This window comes from Sphingomonas sp. BL-S-28, assembly GCF_055521515.1.
This window is the reverse complement of sequence record NZ_CM145484.1, coordinates 846,430-864,877: the sequence shown is the minus strand read 5'-3', so window position 1 is coordinate 864,877 and position 18,448 is coordinate 846,430. Positions and strand designations below refer to the sequence as shown.

The 18,448-nt window shown below is 65.6% G+C and carries 15 protein-coding genes and 2 tRNA genes; 7 read left to right on the top strand and 10 right to left on the bottom strand.

Features of this window, described 5'->3' with window-relative positions:
* The 5 genes from ACZ1JC_RS12830 to accD form a co-directional block, all read right to left on the bottom strand.
* A complete protein-coding gene (locus ACZ1JC_RS12830) occupies positions 1–3,387 on the bottom strand; it encodes a glycosyl hydrolase 2 galactose-binding domain-containing protein (RefSeq protein WP_465136496.1) in 3,387 nt (1,128 codons plus the stop codon).
* 468 nt (positions 3,388–3,855) lie between these two features.
* A complete protein-coding gene (locus tag ACZ1JC_RS12825) occupies positions 3,856–4,803 on the bottom strand; it encodes an acetyl-CoA carboxylase carboxyltransferase subunit alpha (protein ID WP_465136497.1) in 948 nt (315 codons plus the stop codon).
* Between the two features lie 32 nt (positions 4,804–4,835).
* Positions 4,836–6,185: an acetyl-CoA carboxylase biotin carboxylase subunit gene (gene accC / locus ACZ1JC_RS12820; protein ID WP_465136498.1), complete on the bottom strand. Its 1,350-nt coding sequence runs from the start codon at positions 6,183–6,185 to the stop codon at positions 4,836–4,838.
* A 13-nt stretch (positions 6,186–6,198) separates the two neighbouring features.
* Positions 6,199–6,657 (bottom strand): acetyl-CoA carboxylase biotin carboxyl carrier protein, encoded by a 459-nt coding sequence (gene accB, locus ACZ1JC_RS12815; protein WP_465136499.1) that lies wholly within the window; start codon positions 6,655–6,657, stop codon positions 6,199–6,201.
* On the bottom strand, positions 6,654–7,502 hold the full coding sequence (accD, locus tag ACZ1JC_RS12810; protein WP_395329164.1) for an acetyl-CoA carboxylase, carboxyltransferase subunit beta: 849 nt from the start codon (positions 7,500–7,502) through the stop codon (positions 6,654–6,656). The genes accB and accD overlap by 4 nt, the downstream gene beginning before the upstream one ends.
* A 490-nt stretch (positions 7,503–7,992) precedes the next feature.
* Between accD and ACZ1JC_RS12805 the strand changes: the two genes are divergently transcribed.
* The 4 genes from ACZ1JC_RS12805 to ACZ1JC_RS12790 all read left to right on the top strand — a co-directional run bounded on the left by ACZ1JC_RS12805 (position 7,993) and on the right by ACZ1JC_RS12790 (position 11,600).
* The gene (locus ACZ1JC_RS12805; protein WP_465136500.1) at positions 7,993–8,409 is read left to right on the top strand and encodes a secondary thiamine-phosphate synthase enzyme YjbQ; all 417 of its coding nucleotides are present in this window, start codon (positions 7,993–7,995) and stop codon (positions 8,407–8,409) included.
* A 43-nt stretch (positions 8,410–8,452) separates the two neighbouring features.
* Positions 8,453–9,325 carry a cytochrome b/b6 domain-containing protein gene (locus tag ACZ1JC_RS12800; RefSeq protein WP_465136501.1) on the top strand — a complete coding sequence of 291 codons (873 nt, stop codon included), beginning with the start codon at positions 8,453–8,455 and terminating at the stop codon, positions 9,323–9,325.
* Complete coding sequence (locus ACZ1JC_RS12795; protein ID WP_465138608.1) at positions 9,319–10,086, top strand: molybdopterin-dependent oxidoreductase; 768 nt, start codon at positions 9,319–9,321, stop codon at positions 10,084–10,086. Before ACZ1JC_RS12800 ends, ACZ1JC_RS12795 begins: the two co-directional genes overlap by 7 nt.
* A gap of 134 nt (positions 10,087–10,220) precedes the next feature.
* Positions 10,221–11,600, top strand: coding sequence for an L-serine ammonia-lyase (locus ACZ1JC_RS12790; protein ID WP_465136502.1), 1,380 nt, complete (start codon positions 10,221–10,223; stop codon positions 11,598–11,600).
* 150 nt (positions 11,601–11,750) lie between these two features.
* Here ACZ1JC_RS12790 and ACZ1JC_RS12785 read toward each other — a convergent pair whose 3' ends face one another.
* Both ACZ1JC_RS12785 and ACZ1JC_RS12780 read right to left on the bottom strand, forming a co-directional pair.
* Positions 11,751–12,362 (bottom strand): LON peptidase substrate-binding domain-containing protein, encoded by a 612-nt coding sequence (locus ACZ1JC_RS12785; RefSeq protein ID WP_465136503.1) that lies wholly within the window; start codon positions 12,360–12,362, stop codon positions 11,751–11,753.
* Between the two features lie 14 nt (positions 12,363–12,376).
* On the bottom strand, positions 12,377–13,276 hold the full coding sequence (locus ACZ1JC_RS12780; protein WP_465138609.1) for a tetratricopeptide repeat protein: 900 nt from the start codon (positions 13,274–13,276) through the stop codon (positions 12,377–12,379).
* Positions 13,277–13,490: 214 nt separating this feature from the next.
* On the opposite strand from ACZ1JC_RS12780, the gene ACZ1JC_RS12775 reads away from it, so the two are divergent.
* Together ACZ1JC_RS12775 and ACZ1JC_RS12770 are read left to right on the top strand one after the other, a co-directional pair.
* A tRNA-Gly gene (locus tag ACZ1JC_RS12775) sits at positions 13,491–13,565 on the top strand.
* Between the two features lie 47 nt (positions 13,566–13,612).
* Positions 13,613–13,687 (top strand) — tRNA-Gly (locus ACZ1JC_RS12770).
* Positions 13,688–13,848: 161 nt separating this feature from the next.
* Here ACZ1JC_RS12770 and ACZ1JC_RS12765 read toward each other — a convergent pair.
* On the bottom strand, positions 13,849–15,015 hold the full coding sequence (locus ACZ1JC_RS12765; protein WP_465136504.1) for an aminotransferase class I/II-fold pyridoxal phosphate-dependent enzyme: 1,167 nt from the start codon (positions 15,013–15,015) through the stop codon (positions 13,849–13,851).
* A gap of 123 nt (positions 15,016–15,138) precedes the next feature.
* Here ACZ1JC_RS12765 and ACZ1JC_RS12760 point away from each other — a divergent pair, with 123 nt between their 5' ends.
* Positions 15,139–16,203, top strand: coding sequence for an aldo/keto reductase (locus ACZ1JC_RS12760; RefSeq protein ID WP_465136505.1), 1,065 nt, complete (start codon positions 15,139–15,141; stop codon positions 16,201–16,203).
* 417 nt (positions 16,204–16,620) lie between these two features.
* Here the strand turns inward: ACZ1JC_RS12760 and ACZ1JC_RS12755 are convergent, their stop codons facing one another.
* Together ACZ1JC_RS12755 and ACZ1JC_RS12750 are read right to left on the bottom strand one after the other, a co-directional pair.
* Entirely contained in the window at positions 16,621–17,421 is an 801-nt protein-coding gene (locus ACZ1JC_RS12755; RefSeq protein ID WP_465136506.1) for an SDR family NAD(P)-dependent oxidoreductase, read from the bottom strand.
* A gap of 11 nt (positions 17,422–17,432) precedes the next feature.
* The gene (locus tag ACZ1JC_RS12750; protein WP_465136507.1) at positions 17,433–18,185 is read right to left on the bottom strand and encodes an SDR family oxidoreductase; all 753 of its coding nucleotides are present in this window, start codon (positions 18,183–18,185) and stop codon (positions 17,433–17,435) included.
* Between the last annotated feature and the right edge of the window lie 263 nt (positions 18,186–18,448).

The window sequence follows — 18,448 nt, the reverse complement described above, 5'->3', positions numbered from 1 at the left end:
TCAATTCCCCACGGCAATGGTCTGGGCCGCGACGTTCCAGCCGCGCAGCTTGACCGAGGGTGAACCACCCGCGAGCGCGCTCGGCGCAGTCACCGTCACCTCGCGGGTTTCACCCGGCAGCAGCGAGACATAGTTGTCCGAGAAGTAGGCGGGAAGCACTTGCTTGCCCTTGGCATCGAACAGCGTGAGCTTGGTCTGGATCGCGGCGGTCTTGCCGGGGTTGGTCAGGGTGACGACGATCTTCGTATCGCTGCCATCGGTGCTGACCTTGGCCGCGCCCGTCAGCGGCACTTGCGCCATCGTGCTCAGCGCCTGCAGTGCCTCGTCGCTGGCGGCCTGCCAGTAGAAGTTGTCCGAAAGGCGCGTGCCGGACGCATCCAGCGCTTCCAGACGCACGAGCACCGGGCCAGAGGCCATCAGCGGCGCAAGGTCCAGCGTGAAGGCATCGGCCACCTTGCCGGCCACCGCGTCCACCTTCGCATCGCGGGTGGCGAGCGTGCGCCCGTCCAGCGCCTGCACCGTCGCCCGCACCGTCACGCCCGGCAGCGCCGCCATGCGGTTGTTGACCAGGATCACCTTGTGATCGGGCAGGTTCATCTGCACGTGCACCGGCTCCGACGCCTTCTTCATGCCGTAGAACGCGCCGTGGGTGTCGTAGTCGGACGAGAACACCTGCCAGGCGGAGCTGGGCCATGCCGGCTGAGTCATCCACAGCATGCGGCCGGAGTTCGTGGTCCAGAGCCCTGCGTTCATGCCCTCGAAGATCGCGCGGTAGCTTTCGTATTCCAGCATCTGCGCCTTGCGCTCGAAATCGGGCAGGCTGGTGGGCTTGCCGAATTCGCGGTCCATGGCATCGGTGAAGCTCTTCACCGCGCCGTTCCCGGTCTGGTGCCAGTCGTGATAGGCCCAGGTGTCGCTGATCGGCCAGCGCTCGCTGGCCGGGATCGCGCGTTCCCACGATTCCAGCGTCGGGAACGAGGGGGTGCCCACCTCGACCGCAAAGCCCTTCGAATATTCGGTGAAGTACTTCTCCGGCTCACGCCAGTTGTAGGGCCCGGAATCGTGCAGGTTGATGCGGTTGGAAGAGGGCATGTAGAGGCGCGTGCCGTCCTCCTTGCGCAGCAGATCGTCCAGTCCTTCGTTCAGGATCGGCTGCGGCACGCCTTCGTTGCGGCCGAACCACAGGACGATGGAGGGATGGTTGCGGAAGCGCGAAACCACGTCCTTCGCATTGTCCAGGAACAGCGTCGGGTCCTGCGCCTCGATATTGTAGTCCTGCGTCGATTCCCAGAAATCGCTCATGACCATCAGGCCATATTCGTCGGCCAGATCGAAGAAGCTGGCCTGCGTGTTCTGGCCCACCCAGTTGCGGATCACGTTGACGTGGGCGTCCTGGTGCAGCTTGAAATAGGGCTCCAGATGCGCGCGATCGACGCGCTTCATGAAGTCGTCCATGCCGACCGAGCCGCCGCGCGCGGCGATGCGCACGCCGTTGACGCGCAGGACGAGGAAGGGCGAGAGCCCCTCATCCCCGGCAATCGGGGTGACGGCGGGCGACTTTTCCGCTCCGGCTTCGAAGGAATAGGCCCAACCGCCCGGCACCTGCCGGATCGCATCGTGGCGCTCATCGACGATATGCTGGCCGAGCTTGCGGGCCTTCTCGAAATCGATGGTGACACGGTCGAGCTTGCCCTCGCCGTCCACCAGCGACATTTCATAGGTCACCTGACGCATGCCGAAGCGCACGTCCTTGCTGTCGGACGGCTGGCCGTCGACGGCGGTGGTCAGGTGCAGCATGTGCAGCGCCGGGGCGCCGTAGCCGTTCGGCCACCACAGCTTCGGATTGTTCACGGCGAGCGCGCCGTCGGTCTCGGGCGAGAAGCGCACGGCCACCGACTGGCCTGCGGGCACGGTCACGCTGCGCTCCACCGCCACATCGTCGAACGCGGCGCGCACGGTGGTGGTCACGGCACGGTCGGACAAGTTGGTGACCGGCACGGTGATCTCGATATCGGCCACGCTGTTGTCCGCCTTGGGCAGCGTGGTGACGACTTGCGGATCGCCGATCTTCGCATCACCGCTGGCGAGCAATTGCACGTCCTGCCAGAGCCCGGTCTGGCGGTCGCGGATGGTCGGGATCCAGTCCCAGCCTTCCGAGGCGCCGAAGGTCGGCCCGTCGAGCATCATCATGCCGCCGTTCTCGCCCACGCCGGAGGTCAGCGATTCCTCATGGGCGACGCCGGGGCGCGGCGGCGGCGAGACGCGCACGGCAATCGCGTTGCGGCCCGGCTTCAACAGCGGCGAGACATCGAACTTGCCGCGCACGAAGGCGCCCTTGGTCGTGCCAACCTCGGTGCCGTTGACCCATACTTGCGACGCGAAGTTGACGCCGTTGAGCAGCAGTTCGAGGTGGCGGCCGCTAGCCCCTGCGGGCAGATCGAACTCGGTACGGTACCAGTAGTCCTGATGCGCCAGCTTCTCAGGGATCACGAGGTTGTTGAGGCCATGCGCCGGGTCGGGATAGACGCCGCGATCGACGAGCGTGGTCAGCACGGTGCCGGGGACGGTGGCGGCGTACCACTTGGCATCGCCGAAACCGGGGCGCGAAATCGCAGCGGCATCGCCGTTCACGTCCGGCGCGGCGGCGAGCGTCCACTTCTGCAGCGTCCACTTGCCGGCACCTGCTTCAGCGAGCGGGGTGACTTGCGGCACAGGCTTGGCGACCGGCTTGTCCGGCGCGGCACCGCGCGGCAGCGTCGATACGGGCTGCGGCGTGACCTGACCCTGCATCTGGCGCACCTGCAAGGGCCAGCGCGGGCTGGTTTCGGCAAACTGGATCAGCGCCGGATTGGGCTGCGCGCCGGTGGCCTTGATAACGCCGGCATCGAGGCGCAGGCCCGCGAGACGGGCGGCGGGGGCGGGCGCGGAACCGACCAGCAGGCGGGCGGGCTGCACAGACAGCGGCTGCGCGAGCGTCGCGGCGGGCTTGCCGTCCACCGAAAGCGTCAGGCCCTTGGCACTGTTGACGAGCGCGAAGTGGTGCCACTGGCCGCCGCGCAGGGCCGTGCCGCTGGCGGTCTGGCCATTGGCGCTAAGCACCGGCTTGCCGCCGGTAACTGCGACCGAGACAAGCGCCGTATCGCTGTCCTTGCCGGCGAGCGTCGCCAAGGTGCCGCCGTCATTGCCATCGAGCGAGGCCCAGAAAGAGAGCGTCCAGTCGCCCGCCGGAACGGCAACGTCGCGCGACCAGACGGGGCTGGCGGGGATCACGGCAAGGTCGAAAGGTCCGGCCACCTGGGCCGTCGCCGCCTGCGATGTCGCGATGACCGCCAGAGCGCAAGCACCCATCCATGCCGTGCGCGCACGCAGTTTCGCCCCGTTGCTCATCCTCGTCCCTTTCAATGTCACCGCCCGGCTTCGGGCTTTCGCGGACACCAAACACGTACCGAGGCAAAAAGCCAAATGTTTTTATATAATCGGTTGCGGATTGCCGGACGTTTCGGCTGATCGCGCGGCACACACAGATCGCCACGCCGGACCGCCGACGCCCCACCCCCGCGCAAAAATTCCCGTCGTCCCCGCGAAGGCGGGGACCCCGCTTTTTCTTCTTAAGCACGCAGAGGCGCGGAGACGCAGAGGGGTTGGTGCTGCACCACCATCTCTGCGTCTCCGCGCCTCTGCGTGAATTCAAGAAAAGCGGGGCCCCCGCCTTCGCGGGGGCGACGAGGTATTGTTGGATGGGTAAGGGGCAAATCCAACCGCCCCACGGGCCCAAACGCAAACGGCGCGGGAAGAGCCCTGCCCTTCCCGCGCCGTGCGAAATCTCGGATCGAAGCCTGAACTCAGGCCCAGAACTCAGGCCCTACCGATCTTCAGGAAGCGTTCCTCGCGGCGGGCCAGCAGTTCGCTGGTCGGCAGCACGCGGAGCGTGTCCAGTTCCTGCTCGATCGCGCCCAGCAGGGCCTGCGCGGTCTTGCCGGCATCGCGGTGCGCGCCGCCGGTCGGCTCGGGCACCACGCGTTCGATCACGCCCAGCGAGAGCAGGTCCTGCGCCGTCACCTTCATCGCCTCGGCCGCGTCGGGGGCCTTGTCCGGCGTGCGCCAGAGGATCGACGAGGCGCCCTCGGGCGAGATCACCGAATAGATCGAGTGTTCGAGCATCAGCACGCGGTCGGCCGCAGCCAGCGCCACTGCGCCGCCCGAGCCGCCCTCGCCGACGATGGCCGAAACCATCGGCACTGGCACGCCAAGGCAGGCCTCGATCGAACGGGCAATCGCTTCCGCCTGACCGCGCTCCTCGGCCTCGACGCCGGGGAAGGCACCGGCGGTATCGACCAGCGTGACCACCGGCAGGCCGAACTTGCCGGCCATTTCCATCAGGCGGATCGCCTTGCGATAGCCTTCGGGCTTGGCCATGCCGAAGTTGTGGCGGATGCGCGAGGTGGTGTCGGAACCCTTCTCGTGGCCGATCAGCATGACCTTGCGGCCATTGAGCTTGGCCAGACCGCCGATGATCGCCTGATCTTCACCATAGAGACGGTCACCGCCCAGCGGCACGAACTCGGTAAAGCCCAGCGCGAGGTAGTCCACGAAGTGGGGGCGCTGCGGATGGCGCGCCACTTGCGTCTTCTGCCAGGGCGAGAGCTTGGCATAGGTGCCGCTCAGCAGCGCCGCGCTCTTCTTTTCCAGACGGCCGATCTCGGAAGCGATGTCGAGATCGCTGCCGCTGGCGGTGGCGCGCAGTTCGGCAATGCGCGCTTCCAGTTCCGCGATCGGCTTTTCGAATTCAAGAAACGAGATCATGCTCTATCCGTTCAGGTCTGTTGCCGCACGCCTCAGGAGGCGCGCTTCGCCAGCCACTCTTCCAGCCACTTGATGGTATAGTCGCCGCTCTGGAACTCGGGATCGTCCAGCAGCGCCTGATGCAGCGGGATCGAGGTCTTGACGCCGTCGATCACCATTTCATCCAGCGCACGCTTCAGGCGCATGATCGCGCCCTTGCGGGTACGGCCCGAGACGATGAGCTTGCCGATCATCGAATCGTAGTAGGGCGGGATGCGGTAACCCGCATAGAGCCCCGAATCGACGCGCACGTTCATGCCGCCCGCCGCGTGGTAGGCCGTGACCTGACCCGGCGAAGGCGTGAAGTTCCACGGGTCTTCCGCATTGATGCGGCACTCGATGGCGTGGCCCTTGAACTCGATCTCTTCCTGGCGGAACGAAAGCGGGTTGCCTTCGGCCACGCGGATCTGTTCGCGCACGAGGTCGACGCCGGTGATGGCTTCGGTCACCGGATGCTCCACCTGCAGGCGGGTGTTCATCTCGATGAAGTAGAACTCACCGTTTTCCCACAGGAACTCGATGGTGCCGGCACCGCGATAGGCCATGTCGGCCATCGCCTTGGCAACGATGCCGCCCATGCGGTCACGCTCTTCGGGGGTGATGACCGGCGAAGGCGCTTCTTCCAGCACCTTCTGGTGGCGGCGCTGCAGCGAGCAGTCGCGCTCACCCAGGTGAACCGCCTCGCCCTTGCCGTCGCCGAAGATCTGGAATTCGATATGGCGCGGGTTGCCGAGGTACTTTTCCATGTAGACGGTGGCATCGCCGAAGGCGGCCTTCGCCTCCGAACGGGCCTGGCCCATCTGGCTTTCGAGTTCCTCGGCCGAGTTCACGACCTTCATGCCGCGGCCACCGCCGCCCGAAGCGGCCTTGATGATGACCGGATAGCCGATCGTCTCGGCCAGATCGCGCGCAACCGCGAAATCCTCGATCGCGCCGTCCGAACCCGGAACCAGCGGCAGGCCCAGCGCGCCGGCGGTGCGCTTGGCTTCCACCTTGTCGCCCATCGTGCGGATGTGCTCAGGCTTGGGGCCGACCCAGATCAGGCCATGCGCCTCGACGATTTCGGCGAACTGGGCGTTCTCCGAAAGGAAGCCGTAGCCGGGGTGGATCGCGTCGGCATGGGTGATCTCGGCCGCGGCGATGATCGCCGCGACATTGAGATACGAATCCTTCGCTGCCGGCGGGCCGATGCAGACCGCATGGTCGGCAAGGCGCACGTGCATGGCGTCGGCGTCAGCGGTCGAGTGGACCGCGACGGTTTCGATGCCCATCTCGCGCGCGGCGCGGTGGATGCGCAGCGCGATCTCGCCGCGGTTGGCAATCAGGAGGCGCTTGATGGCCATCAGATTATGGTCCTCAGGCGATCACGACGAGCGGCTGGTCGAATTCGACCGGCTGCTGGTTGTCGATGAGGATGGCCTGGATCGTGCCGCCCTTGGGCGCGACGATCTGGTTCATCACCTTCATGGCTTCGACGATCAGCAGCACGTCGCCGGCCTTCACCTGCTGGCCGACGCTGATGAAGTTCGGCGCGGTGGGCTCGGGCGCGAGGTAGGCGGTGCCGACCATCGGCGACTTCACCGCATCGACCGGAGCGGCCGGGGCAGCAGCTTCGGCAGCCGGAGCAGCAGCAGCAGCCGGGGCCGCGGCGGGCGCCGGGTAGGGGAATGCCGGGGCGGCGGCAGCGACGAGCTGCTGCGCAACCTGGCGCGTCACCTTGATCTTGCGTTCGCCGTCCTCGACCTCGATCTCGGTCAGACCGGTTTCAGCCAGGAGCTCGGCGAGCTCGCGTACCAGCGCGCTGTCGATGTTCACGCAACTTCCTTTCGTTCAAGATAACCGAGCAGCGATGCCAGCGTGCCTTTGAGGTCCTTGCGGTGGACCACCATGTCCACCATGCCGTGGGCATGGAGGTATTCGGCGCGCTGGAAGCCGTCGGGGAGTTTCTCGCGGATCGTGTCCTGGATCACGCGCTGGCCGGCGAAGCCGATAAGGGCGCCCGGCTCTGCAATGTGGATATCGCCCAGCATCGCATAGCTGGCGGTGACGCCGCCGGTGGTGGGATCGGTCAGGACGACGATGTAGGGCAGACCCGCCCGCGCAAGGCGGCGGATCGCGACAGTCGCCTTGGGCATCTGCATGAGCGAGAGGATACCCTCCTGCATGCGTGCGCCGCCCGCGGCGGTGAAAATGACGTAGCCGCAATTCTCGGCAATGGCGCGCTCTGCGGCTTCGACGAAAGCCTCGCCCACGGCCATGCCCATCGACCCGCCCATGAACGCGAAGTCCTGCACGCCGAGGACGACCTTGCGGCCCTCGATCGTGCCCAGCGCATTGGTCAGCGCATCGGGGAAGGGATTGGCGGCGCGAGCGGCCTTGAGGCGATCCGAATACTTCTTGGAATCGCGGAAATTGAGCGGATTTTCCGGCACGCGCGGTGCCGAGAGGACACCGTAACCGGCGTCGAGAAGCTGGTCGAAGCGCTGCTGCGCGCCGATGCGGCCATGATACTGGCAGCGCGGACAGACCGAGAGGTTGTCCTCGAACTCCTTGGTGAAGAGCATCTCGCCGCAACCGGGACACTTGGTCCACAGGTTGTCGGGCGTATCCCGCTTCTTCAGGTTCCCGAGGGAATTGCGTACTTTGCTAAGCCAACTCATGACCAACCCTTGCGTGAGACCCGAGCGGCCCGGTGATTGTCCGGGCTCATCTCGCGGCCGTCCGGAAGCCGTGTGAATGCGCCGATTTCCGGCATATCCTGCGACCGAACGATCCTTGCGGACGACAGACACCGTGCCGGTCTGCCGGCCCGTCGCCGTGCGCGGCAATACGCGGCAGATATGGGTAGATCAATCGCCTGCGCGAGCAAGGTGGGACAAAAAGTGCCAGATCGGGGCACCGGGGCCGCTGAGCGATAGGGGCTAAGGCCGCAGGAATCCGCGATTTCCATGGTCCCGACGCTGCCCCTGTAAAGTTACATGGAAGCCCTCAAACTTTGCTGTGTTCCATCACCTTCCCAATACGTCAAGCAAGAAATTTTCGGTCTTTCCACTCACCTCCTGTTGCCGAAATGAGACATATTTGTCCCACGAGCGGGTGCTTGATCGGGAGAAGTCCTGCGATCAGGATGGCTTGATGATGAGACAGGCGATGAAACAGGCGACCGGGATCCTTACTTTCGACACCCCCGGCCAAGGCCTTACCGATATCACGCGGGCGATTGCCGCATGGCAGCGGGAGAGCGGCATCGGCGAAGGATTGCTGACGCTGCTCTGCCGCCATACCTCCGCCTCGCTGCTGATTCAGGAGAATGCCGCGCGCGAGGTACGCAGCGATCTGGTAGCCTGGCTGGACCGCATCGCGCCGGAAGGCAGGCATTACGATCATGACGACGAGGGGCCGGACGACATGCCGGCGCACCTCAAGGCCACGCTGACCGGCGTGAACCTGTCGATTCCGGTGATCGACGGGCGGATGGCGCTGGGAACGTGGCAGGGCATCTATCTGGCCGAGCATCGCTGCATGCCACATCGCCGGCAGGTGGCGCTTCATCTCTTTGGAGCGTAGAATCAGCCTGTAACCGGCAGCAGGCGCGAGGCGAACTGGGATCATGAGCGACATCGCCCCGCCCGCCGAATCGCCGCCAGCCCCAGACGCTCGACCGCATGGCGGCGATCTGGTGAAGCGCCACCGGCTCTCGACGCGGCTCTGGCACTGGACGAACGCGGTCACGCTGCTGATCATGCTGATGAGCGGGCTGATGATCTTCAACGCCCATGCCCGGCTCTACTGGGGCGAATACGGCGCGAATTTCGATGCGCCGTGGCTGAAGATCGGCTCCGCGCGGATCGGCACTTATGAATATGGCTATCTGCAAGTGGCCGGCCACCGCGTCGAGACAACCGGGCTGCTCGGCTATTGGAAAGACCCCGACGGCACCCCGCATCGCCGCGCCTTTCCTTGTTGGGCGACGATTCCCTCCGCCTACAGCCTGGCCGATGCGCGGACATGGCATCTGGCTTTCGCCTGGGTGCTCTCGCTGGGGCTGGCGGCCTATCTGATCTGGTCGCTCGTCAACCGGCATATCCAGCGCGACATTCATATCACCCGGCGCGAGTGGCGGCTGCGGCATGTGTGGCAGGAAGTGAAGGACCACGCCCGGCTGCGTCTGCCCACCGGCGCGGCCGCGCGGCGCTACAACACGCTTCAGAAGATCGCCTATGCCGGGGTGATGTTCGGCCTGCTGCCGCTGATGATCCTGACCGGCCTTGCCCTCTCGCCCGGAACCGATGCGTGGCTGCCATTGGTGACGGAAGTGTTCGGCGGACGGCAGACGGCGCGCTCGATCCACTTCCTTTGTGCCTTTGCGCTGGTCGGCTTCTTTATCGTCCACATCGCCATGGTCGTGCTGGCGGGGCCGTTCAACGAACTGCGCTCGATGGTGACGGGCTGGTATCGCCTGCCAAAGGAGCGGGAATCGTGAGCAAGCTGATCCTCTCGCGGCGGCGGCTGATTCAGGCCGGAGCGGTGGGCGCTGGCGGGCTGCTGCTCTCCGGCTGCGACCGGCTGACGCGCGATCCTAAAGTGCTCGATTTTCTGGGACAGGCGGAAGATCTCCACCGCGTGACACAGCGCGGGCTGGCCGGCGATGCGCTCGCCCGCGAGTTCGCCGAATCGCAGATGTCGCCCACCTTCCGCGCCAATGGCAGTCTTGCCGTCGCCGATCCCATCTACCGCGCCCACTTCGCGCAGGGCTTTTCCCAATGGGCGATGCGGCTGGACGGCATGGTAGAGCGTCCGCTCACGCTGCCGCTCACCGCGCTGAAGCAGTTTCCCCAGCGCACCCAGATCACCCGCCATGATTGCGTCGAGGGCTGGAGCGCCATCGGCAAATGGACCGGGCCGCGCCTCGCCACCCTGCTCGATCTCGCGCGGCTGCGGCCGGAGGCGCGCTACCTCGTGTTCCACTGCGCCGATCTCTACGGCGGGCGGCCCTATTACGAATCGATCGACCTTGTGGATGCCTTCCACCCGCAGACGATCCTGGCCTGGGCCATGAACGGTCGTCCGCTGGAAGAGCAGCACGGCGCCCCGCTGCGGCTGCGCGTGGAGCGGCAGCTCGGCTACAAGCACGCCAAGTTCGTCACGCGCATCGAAGCGGTCGCCGCGCTGGACGGAATCTACGGCGGCAAGGGCGGCTACTGGGAGGATAACGGCCGCTACGCGTGGTACGCCGGGATTTAGAGCACTGGCCCCCTGCATCCGCCATTGCATCGCGGCCTATCTGGCTTATCCACGCCACTTCAAAAAATATCGCGAGAGCGTGCCCCCGTGACTTTCCCTGCCATGACCTTCCATGACCTTCGTGAGTTTCAGCCGTGATTTCCGCGCTCGACTTGTTCCGTATCGGCCTTGGCCCGTCCAGTTCGCACACCGTCGGCCCGATGCGCATCGCCATGCGCTTCCTGCAGGGCATCGAAGCCAGTGGACAACTTGAAGCGATCGCCCGCGTCCGCGTGGACCTGCAAGGATCGCTGGCGCTGACCGGCGAAGGCCACGGCACGCCCGACGCCTGCCTGATGGGCCTGATCGGCTTCGAACCCGAAACCGCCGAGCCGGCCGAAGCCCATGCCGCCGCTGCCGCAGTGCATGCCAGCGGCCGGATCATGCTGCTGGGCCGTCACGAAATCGCCTTCGACTGCAAGAGCGACCTGATCCTCGATTTCGACCACATCCCCGACCTCCACCCCAACGGCATGGTGCTGACGGCATGGGACACTGCGGGCGAGGAACTGGCGCGCGGCGAGTATTTCTCGACCGGCGGCGGCTTCTATTCCAGCCGCCACCAGCTGGAACAGCCTGCTCCGGACGATCAGGTGGTCAACGGTCCTCCGGTGCGCTTCCCCTTCACTTCGGGCGCCGAACTGCTGGCGGTCTGCGAAGCGAGCGGGCTGGACATCGCCGAAGTCATGATGGCCAACGAAGCGGCGCGCCGGCCCGAGGAAGAGACCTGCGCGGGGCTCGATATCATTGCCGATGCCATGAATCGCTGCATCGACGAGGGGCTTTCGCGTGAAGGCCACTTGCCCGGCGCGCTCAAGGTCCGCCGCCGCGCCCGTGCCATTCACCAGAAGCTGATCGCCCGCCCTCAGGACAATCAGGCGGAAACGCTGATGGACTGGCTCAACCTCTACGCCATGGCGGTGAACGAGGAAAACGCCAGCGGCGGCCGCGTCGTCACTGCGCCCACCAATGGCGCGGCGGGCATCGTCCCCTCGCTGCTGCGCCAGTATTGCAGCGACGGCAACGTGGCGATCCCCTCCAAGGCGCGCCGCTATCTGCTCACCGCCGCCGGAATCGGCCTGCTTTACAAGCAGCGCGCCTCGATCTCCGGCGCGGAGATGGGCTGTCAGGGCGAAGTCGGCGTGGCCTGCTCGATGGCGGCGGCCGGCCTCGCCGCGGTCTGGGGTGGCACTCCGGTGCAGGTTTGTGCAGCAGCGGAGATCGGCATGGAGCACAACCTTGGCCTTACCTGCGATCCGGTGGGCGGGCTGGTGCAGATCCCCTGCATCGAACGCAACGCCATCGCCGCAGTGAAAGCCGTGAACGCGGCGAAGCTGGCCCTCCACGCCGGGGAGACGCCGCGCGTGTCGCTCGATCAGGTGATCGAGACGATGCGGCAGACCGGGCTCGATATGTCGAGCAAGTACAAGGAAACCAGTCAGGGCGGGCTGGCGATCAACGTCGTCGCGTGTTGAGCGCTTTGGAATAAGCGCGCAGTTCCCTCACAAAACCTCGTCATCCCCGCGAAGGCGGGGATCCCGCTTGTTCTTCAGCCGTGGCGCGAAGGAAGCGGGGCGACGGAGTTCTTTGGGCAGGTCTCTCAGCTACATATGACGAGCGGCGGGCTACTGCAACGTCACCCCATCCTCATCGTCATCATCCGACCGACGCCCGAAGAACTGCATCAACTGCACCAAAAGCTCACACCGCTCGCGCAGACCGGAAACCTCCAGCAGCGCCTGCTTCGCCGCCGCATCGAACGGCGCGATTTGCGAGACGCCGTTGATCAGCGACTGGTCATCCAGCCGCGCGACCTGATCCCAGTCCACCGCATAGCCTTGCGCATCGGCAAAACGCCGTGCCTCGCGCTCGAAGCTGGCGCGTTCGATGGCAGCCAGCACTTCGTCACCGTCGTCAGGCAGCAGTTCGGCTTCGATCTGCCGAAACGGCGTGGAGACATCAAGTTCGCGCACCACGCGAAAGCGCGATTCGCCTTCGAGCAGGATGTTGAACCGCCCATCGTCCAGCGCCTCGACATCGCCGATGCGGCCAAGGCAGCCCACGGCGTAGAGCGGCGCGCCTTCGGCCGGGCGTTGTGGCTGGATCATGCCGATGCGCCGGTCCCGCGCCAGGGCATCGCTGATCATCGCGCGGTAGCGGGGTTCGAAGATGTGGAGCGGCAGTTGCAAACCCGGATAGAGGACGGCGCCCGGCAGAGGGAAGATAGTGATCCGCACGGGCGCCGCTCCGATCAGCCGAACAGCACGGTGGAGAGCTTGCGGCGCGTGGCGGAGACCCAGGGATCTTCCAGGCCGACCGCCTCGAAGATCTGCAGCAGCTTGGCCCGTGCGGCGCCTTCGTTCCACTCGCGGTCGGCGGCGACCATGCGCAGCAGCGTGGCGGCGGCATCGTCGCGCTCACCGGCCGCGAAGGCGGCATTGGCGAAGGCAAGCTGGGCGTCCATGTCAGCGGGACGTTCGGCCGCGGCGGCGCGCAGGGCGGCGAGTTCGCTGTCTTCCGGCTTATCCTTGGCCAGCGCCAGTGCCGAGCGTGCCCGATCCAGATGCGCATCGGCGGCAAGTTCCGGCTCAAGGCTGGACAGCACCTGCTCGGCTTCCTCGATTCGCCCGGCCGCGACCAGCCCGCGCACGAAGCCGGCGATCACTTCGGGATTTTCCGGCGCGATGTCGAGGATCTGCATGAAGATCGATGCCGCGCGTTCACCGTCGCCATCGGCCAGCGCTTCTTCGCCCATGGCGATCAGCGGGGCGATGTCCTGTTGCGGTTCGCCGCCGGCCTGCACCGGAAGCTGCGCCAGAAGCTGATCCAGCATCTGCTTCAGCTGCGATTCGGTGCGTGCATTGGTCAGATCGGCCACCGGCTGACCCTGGAAGATCGCATAGACCGTGGGGATGGAGCGGACCTGGAACTGCCCGGCGATGAACTGTTCCTCATCGACATTGAGCTTGGCGAGCACCACGCCCTTGTTGGCATATTCGGCGGCGACCTTTTCCAGCACCGGCGTCAGCGCCTTGCACGGCCCGCACCATTCCGCCCAGAAATCCAGGATCACCAGCTTCGTCATCGACGGTTCGGCAACGGACTGACGGAAGCGGTCCACCGCCTTCTGTTCGTCGAGGTTGAGACCCATGCTGGCCAAGATTCTTGCTCCCGTGAATGCGTGCGTAAATGCGCTAGAGGGCACTAGATCGGCCTTCGCGACCGATTTGTGAAGGGTTTATGGGCCTGTTGCAGGTCTTCGTACGATTCTTTCAATTTAGCTCTTGCCGACCCCAAAAAGCACTGCTAGTGGGCCGCCTCCACCCCGGACCTGCCGGTTAATCCAGCGGGTCTCGAACGTCAGAGCGGGCGTAGCTCAGGGGTAGAGCACAACCTTGCCAAGGTTGGGGTCGAGGGTTCGAATCCCTTCGCCCGCTCCAGTTCATAATCGGGTTTTCCGGTTTTCCGGAAGGTCTCGAACGCCAGAGCGGGCGTAGCTCAGGGGTAGAGCACAACCTTGCCAAGGTTGGGGTCGAGGGTTCGAATCCCTTCGCCCGCTCCAGTTCGACAGCACAGCAAAACGAACCCTCTCTTCATTTGAGCGCTACGCGGCAAGCCGCTTCGCTTGTGGTTCGAATCCCTTCGCCCGCTCCAGTTCGACTTCTCACCACATCGACGGTAAACCAGCACAAGGCCGAAGCCTTGCGCCGGCTTTTGTCGCGATCAGCGCGCGGCGAACCAAGCGGCCATGCGTTCGATCGCCTGTTCGATCAGCGGCGTGGAAACCGCGAAGCTCATGCGGAAATGGCGGTGGCCGTCGACCGGGTCGAAGTCGATCCCCGGCGCGGTGGCGACGCCGGTATCGCGCAGAAGCTGCCGGCAGAAGGCCAGACTGTCATTGGTCAGATGGCCGATATCCGCATAGATATAGAACGCCCCGTCGGGCGGCGCGATCTCGCTGAGGCCGAGGCGTGGCAGCGCCGCCAGCAGTAATTCGCGATTGCGCGCGTAGGTATGCAGATGGCCTTCGAGTTCTTCGGTCGCATCCATCGCGATCAGCCCGGCGTGCTGCGCCAGTACCGAAGGCGTGAGGAACAGATTACTCATCCGCGACCGCGCCGGGACCACCACTTCGGGCGGCACCACCAGCCAGCCGAGCCGCCAGCCCGCCATCGAATAGTATTTCGAGAAGCTGTTGACGATCACCGCCTCGGGCAGATGCTGCAGGGTGGACTGCGCCGCCTCGCCATACGTCAGCCCGTGATAGATCTCGTCCGACACCACGCGGATGCCCTTGCGGCGACAGACTTCGGCAATAGCGGCCAGTTCCTCCGGCGCGATCACCGTGCCGGTCGGGTTGGCCGGGCTCGCGAGAATCAGGCCATCAGGCACCGGATCGAGCGCATCGAGCGCGGCGGCCGTCACCTGATAGCGCTCGGCCGGGCCGCAGGGCATCTCCACCGGCTCCAGATAGAGCGTCTTCAGCGTATTGCGGTAGGCGACATAGCCCGGCCGTGCCAAGGCCACCCGCGCCCCCGGCGCAAAGAGGCTGGTCAGCGCCAGCACGAAAGCAGGCGATGCGCCGCAGGTCAGGATCACCTGTTCTCGGCCCACCGAAACGCAATAAGTCTCTGCATAGTGGCGTGCGATGCGGTCCAACAGCTCGGTGCTTTCCCAATATCCGCCCGGATCGCTGTCCAGCACCTTGTGCGCCGCCGCAATGGCCGCGGCCGGCGCGCCGGTGGAAGGCTGGCCATATTCCATGTGAATCACGTCGCGCCCCTCGGCCTGCAATTCATAGGCTAGGCGGCCGATCGCCATCGCATGAAAGGGATCGACCTCTGCGATCTTCTGGGCAATCTTCGGCGCGATTTTCTCGGGAGCGTTCATCCTTGCTTGCTAGGTGCCTTCAGTCGCGCAGGCAATCCCGCTTGCCCAAGCGGGCAGGCAGGGCCCGGCCATCTGGCCCAGCCGCGCGCCACCCGGCAGACTGTGCACCGAAGGAGAGTTCTCTTGCCCACTCAACTCGATCACTATCGCCTGCTCGGCCGCTCGGGCCTGCGTATCTCGCCGCTGTGCCTCGGCACGATGACTTTCGGCGTCGGCCCCAGTGGCTGGGGTTCCACTGACGAGGAAGCCGCGCGGATGCTGGACATCTATGCCGATCGCGGCGGCAACTTCGTCGATACGGCGGACTTCTACGGCCAGATGGGCGGTTCGGAACGACTACTCGGCCAGATCGTGGGCGACCGGCGCGAGAAGCTGGTGATCTCCACCAAGTATTCGATCACCACCAGCCCCGGCGATCCCAATGCGGCGGGCAATTCGCGGCGCAACATGGTCCGCTCGGTCGAAGCCTCGCTGAAGCGCATGAATACCGACTGGATCGACCTGCTCTACCTGCATATGTGGGATTTCCGCACGCCGGTGGATGAGATCCTGCGCGCGTTCGACGATCTCGTCCGTAGCGGCAAGGTGCTCTACATCGGGCTTTCCGATACGCCGGCATGGCAGGCGAGCCGGATGCAGGCGATTGCCGAACTGCGCGGATGGACGCAGTTCTGCGCGCTGCAGATCCAGCACAACCTGATCGAGCGCACGGTGGAGCGCGAACTGATCCCGATGGCGCGCGAGATGGGGCTGGGCGTCTGCCCGTGGTCTCCGCTGGGCGGCGGGGTGCTGACCGGCAAGTACAGCAGTGCCGATGTCTCCGCCCCCGCCGGCGAAATGATGGGTTCGCGCAAGGCGATCAACGTCGCCACCGGGCGGCTGAGCGAACAGAACCTCGCCATCGCGCAAGTCACGGCCGAGGTGGCGAAGGATATCGGCTGCACGCCTGCGCAGGTGGCGCTGGCCTGGCTGCTCGCCCATCCCGATGTCGATTCCCCAGTACTGGGCGCGCGCACCCCGGCGCAGCTGGAGGACAACCTGGGCGCGCTGGAGGTGACGCTTTCGGACGAACATCTCGCCCGGCTCGATGCCGCCAGCGCGGTGCCGAAAGTCTTCCCGATGGATATGCTGACCGGCCCTGCAGAGCATATCATGACCGGCGGCGTAACTGTCGAAACGCGCGGCTGACCGCCAGTTTTCGCACCGTTTGCCGCATCTGCGAAAGAGCGTGAGCCAGATCACGCTCTTTCGAGCCGCGCGGTGCCATAACGGGCCATCCGGAGCGGTCAAAGTGAACCTGCCCGTTCCGGATATCGTCTCAGACACCGATGGCCACCGTGGCCGGGTTCGGGGACATTCGCGTTTTGGTGGCGGCGATGACGCGCGGGGCTCTGTGGGAGCGCGACGCGGCGCCACCCGGCTGATCGTCCGGCCATCCGGCACAGCCGGAACGCGGCGCCGATCCGATCCGCACCTGCGGAAGCGTGACGATCCGGGGGGAATTCGTCACCACCCAGAGCGGTTTCTCACCGGGGGGATTTGGCCGAAAGGCCGGGTGAGAAGCGGATCGGCGCCGCGTATAGCCGCCCAATGTCAGGACCTGACTCAGCCCGGATTGGCGCTGGCGATGCCGGGACGCTCCGCCCCCATCCCCGAAAAGCCGATCGAATAGCCACCATCCACCGGCAGGACTACGCCGGTAACGTAAGCCGCCTCGTCGCTGGCCAGATAGAGCGCGGCCTGCGCGATGTCCTTCGCCAGCCCCCAACGCCCCATCGGAATGCCCGCCAGCACCGGGAACTCCGCCGGCGGCTCGGCATGGGTGCGGGAGGCTTCGACCAGCCCCGTCCACATCGTGCCCGGCGCGATGGCATTCACGCGGATGCCTTGGTCCGAATAGTCGAGCGCCGCCGCCTTGGTCAGTTGGTTCACGCCCGCCTTGGCCGCGCCGTAGACCGAATGGTGCTTCCAGCCGATCACGCCCGAAGCCGAAGTCGTGTTCACGATCGCCCCGCCGCCGGTCTTCAGCATGGAGATAATGCCGTACTTCATGCCCAGAAACGCGCCGCGCAAGTTGGTCGCATGAACGCGATCCCATGTTTCCAGCGATTGCGTGTGCAGCGGCGCCATCGGCCCGCCGAACCCGGCATTGTTGCACAGCACGTCGAGGCGCCCGAAGCGCTCCTCGGCGGCGAGGATCATCGCCTGCACTTCCGCCTCATCGGAGACATCGCACTGCACGCCCACCGTATCGCCGCCGAGCGATGCCGCCACTTCGTCCTGCTTGCCCGAGATATCGGCCAGCACCAGCCGGGCCCCCTCGGCATGGAACAGTTCGGCCATGGCCCGTCCCATGCCCGAACCCGCGCCGGTGACGATGCAGACTTTATCCTGAAGCCTTCCCATGATCGTTCTCCTCAAGCGCTCGTGTCGATGGTCGGACGGATCGAAATCTCGGAGATGTTCGTCCGGCGCGGCATGGCGAGGATGAAGACGATGGCCTCACCGATATCGCGCGGTTTCACTGCGCCTTCCTTGCTGACATGGGCCTTGATCGCCGTGCGCCACTGCGGGTCGGAAATCGAATCCGCCACCTCGGTCTCGGTCGCGCCGGGCATCAGCGTGGTGACGCGGATGTTCTTGCCGCCCAGTTCCTGCCGCATCCCGTCGGTCATCATGTTGACCGCGTGCTTGCTGGCCGAATAGGCGCTGGTCATCGGCCCGCCCTTGCGCCCGGCGAGCGAGGAGATGGTGATGATATCGCCCCCGCCCTGCTCCAGCATGTGCGGCACGGCGGCGGCGCTGGTATAGACCGTGCCCATCAGGTTGATGTCGATCACCCGGCGATAGATTGCGGTATCGCAGTTCTCGATCCCGCCCGCTTCCATGATCCCGGCCGAGTTGATCAGAATGTCGATCCGCCCGAACGCCGCGACGGTCTGCGCCACGGCCCCGCGCGCATCGTCCTCGACGGTCATATCGCCCGGAATTGCCAGCGCCTTGCCGCCGGCCGCCTCGATCTGCTCCACGAGCCCCGAAAGCCGCTCCGCCCGGCGTGCGCAGACGACGACCGTCGCCCCCGCCTCGGCAAGGCACGAGGCCGCCGCCTCCCCGATCCCCGACGACGCGCCGGTAACGAGCGCGACCTTTCCTGCAAGCTGGCCCGACATGCCTTCTCCACTCCACCCGTGCGGCACCTTGCGGCCGCTTTCGTATCCATTGGCTGGAGCGTGGCGAAGACGAAGTCAACGGAAAATGCTGAACATATGTTCAAATCGCTACTGCGGGGTGGCGGGAATGTATCCAACCGGCAGGGCCCGGTCAGATGGTTTCACGCGGAGGCGCGGAGACGCGGAGAAGAAAAGGGAATCGGATCGCGCGAAGGCGCGAAGGCGCAAAGAGGTCGGTGGTGCCGCAGGCTGTTCTTGCCTCG

Bases quoted from the DNA above. Each gene is read 5' to 3' on its own strand.
- ACZ1JC_RS12800 (WP_465136501.1), top strand. From the start codon at position 8,453: ATGAGCGACATCGCCCCGCCCGCCGAATCGCCGCCAGCCCCAGACGCT.
- accC (WP_465136498.1), bottom strand. From the start codon at position 6,185: ATGGCCATCAAGCGCCTCCTGATTGCCAACCGCGGCGAGATCGCGCTG.
- ACZ1JC_RS12750 (WP_465136507.1), bottom strand. From the start codon at position 18,185: ATGTCGGGCCAGCTTGCAGGAAAGGTCGCGCTCGTTACCGGCGCGTCG.
- accD (WP_395329164.1), bottom strand. From the start codon at position 7,502: ATGAGTTGGCTTAGCAAAGTACGCAATTCCCTCGGGAACCTGAAGAAG.
- ACZ1JC_RS12765 (WP_465136504.1), bottom strand. From the start codon at position 15,015: ATGAACGCTCCCGAGAAAATCGCGCCGAAGATTGCCCAGAAGATCGCA.
- ACZ1JC_RS12830 (WP_465136496.1), bottom strand. From the start codon at position 3,387: ATGAGCAACGGGGCGAAACTGCGTGCGCGCACGGCATGGATGGGTGCT.
- ACZ1JC_RS12805 (WP_465136500.1), top strand. From the start codon at position 7,993: ATGAAACAGGCGACCGGGATCCTTACTTTCGACACCCCCGGCCAAGGC.
- ACZ1JC_RS12825 (WP_465136497.1), bottom strand. From the start codon at position 4,803: ATGATCTCGTTTCTTGAATTCGAAAAGCCGATCGCGGAACTGGAAGCG.
- ACZ1JC_RS12780 (WP_465138609.1), bottom strand. From the start codon at position 13,276: ATGGGTCTCAACCTCGACGAACAGAAGGCGGTGGACCGCTTCCGTCAG.
- ACZ1JC_RS12755 (WP_465136506.1), bottom strand. From the start codon at position 17,421: ATGGGAAGGCTTCAGGATAAAGTCTGCATCGTCACCGGCGCGGGTTCG.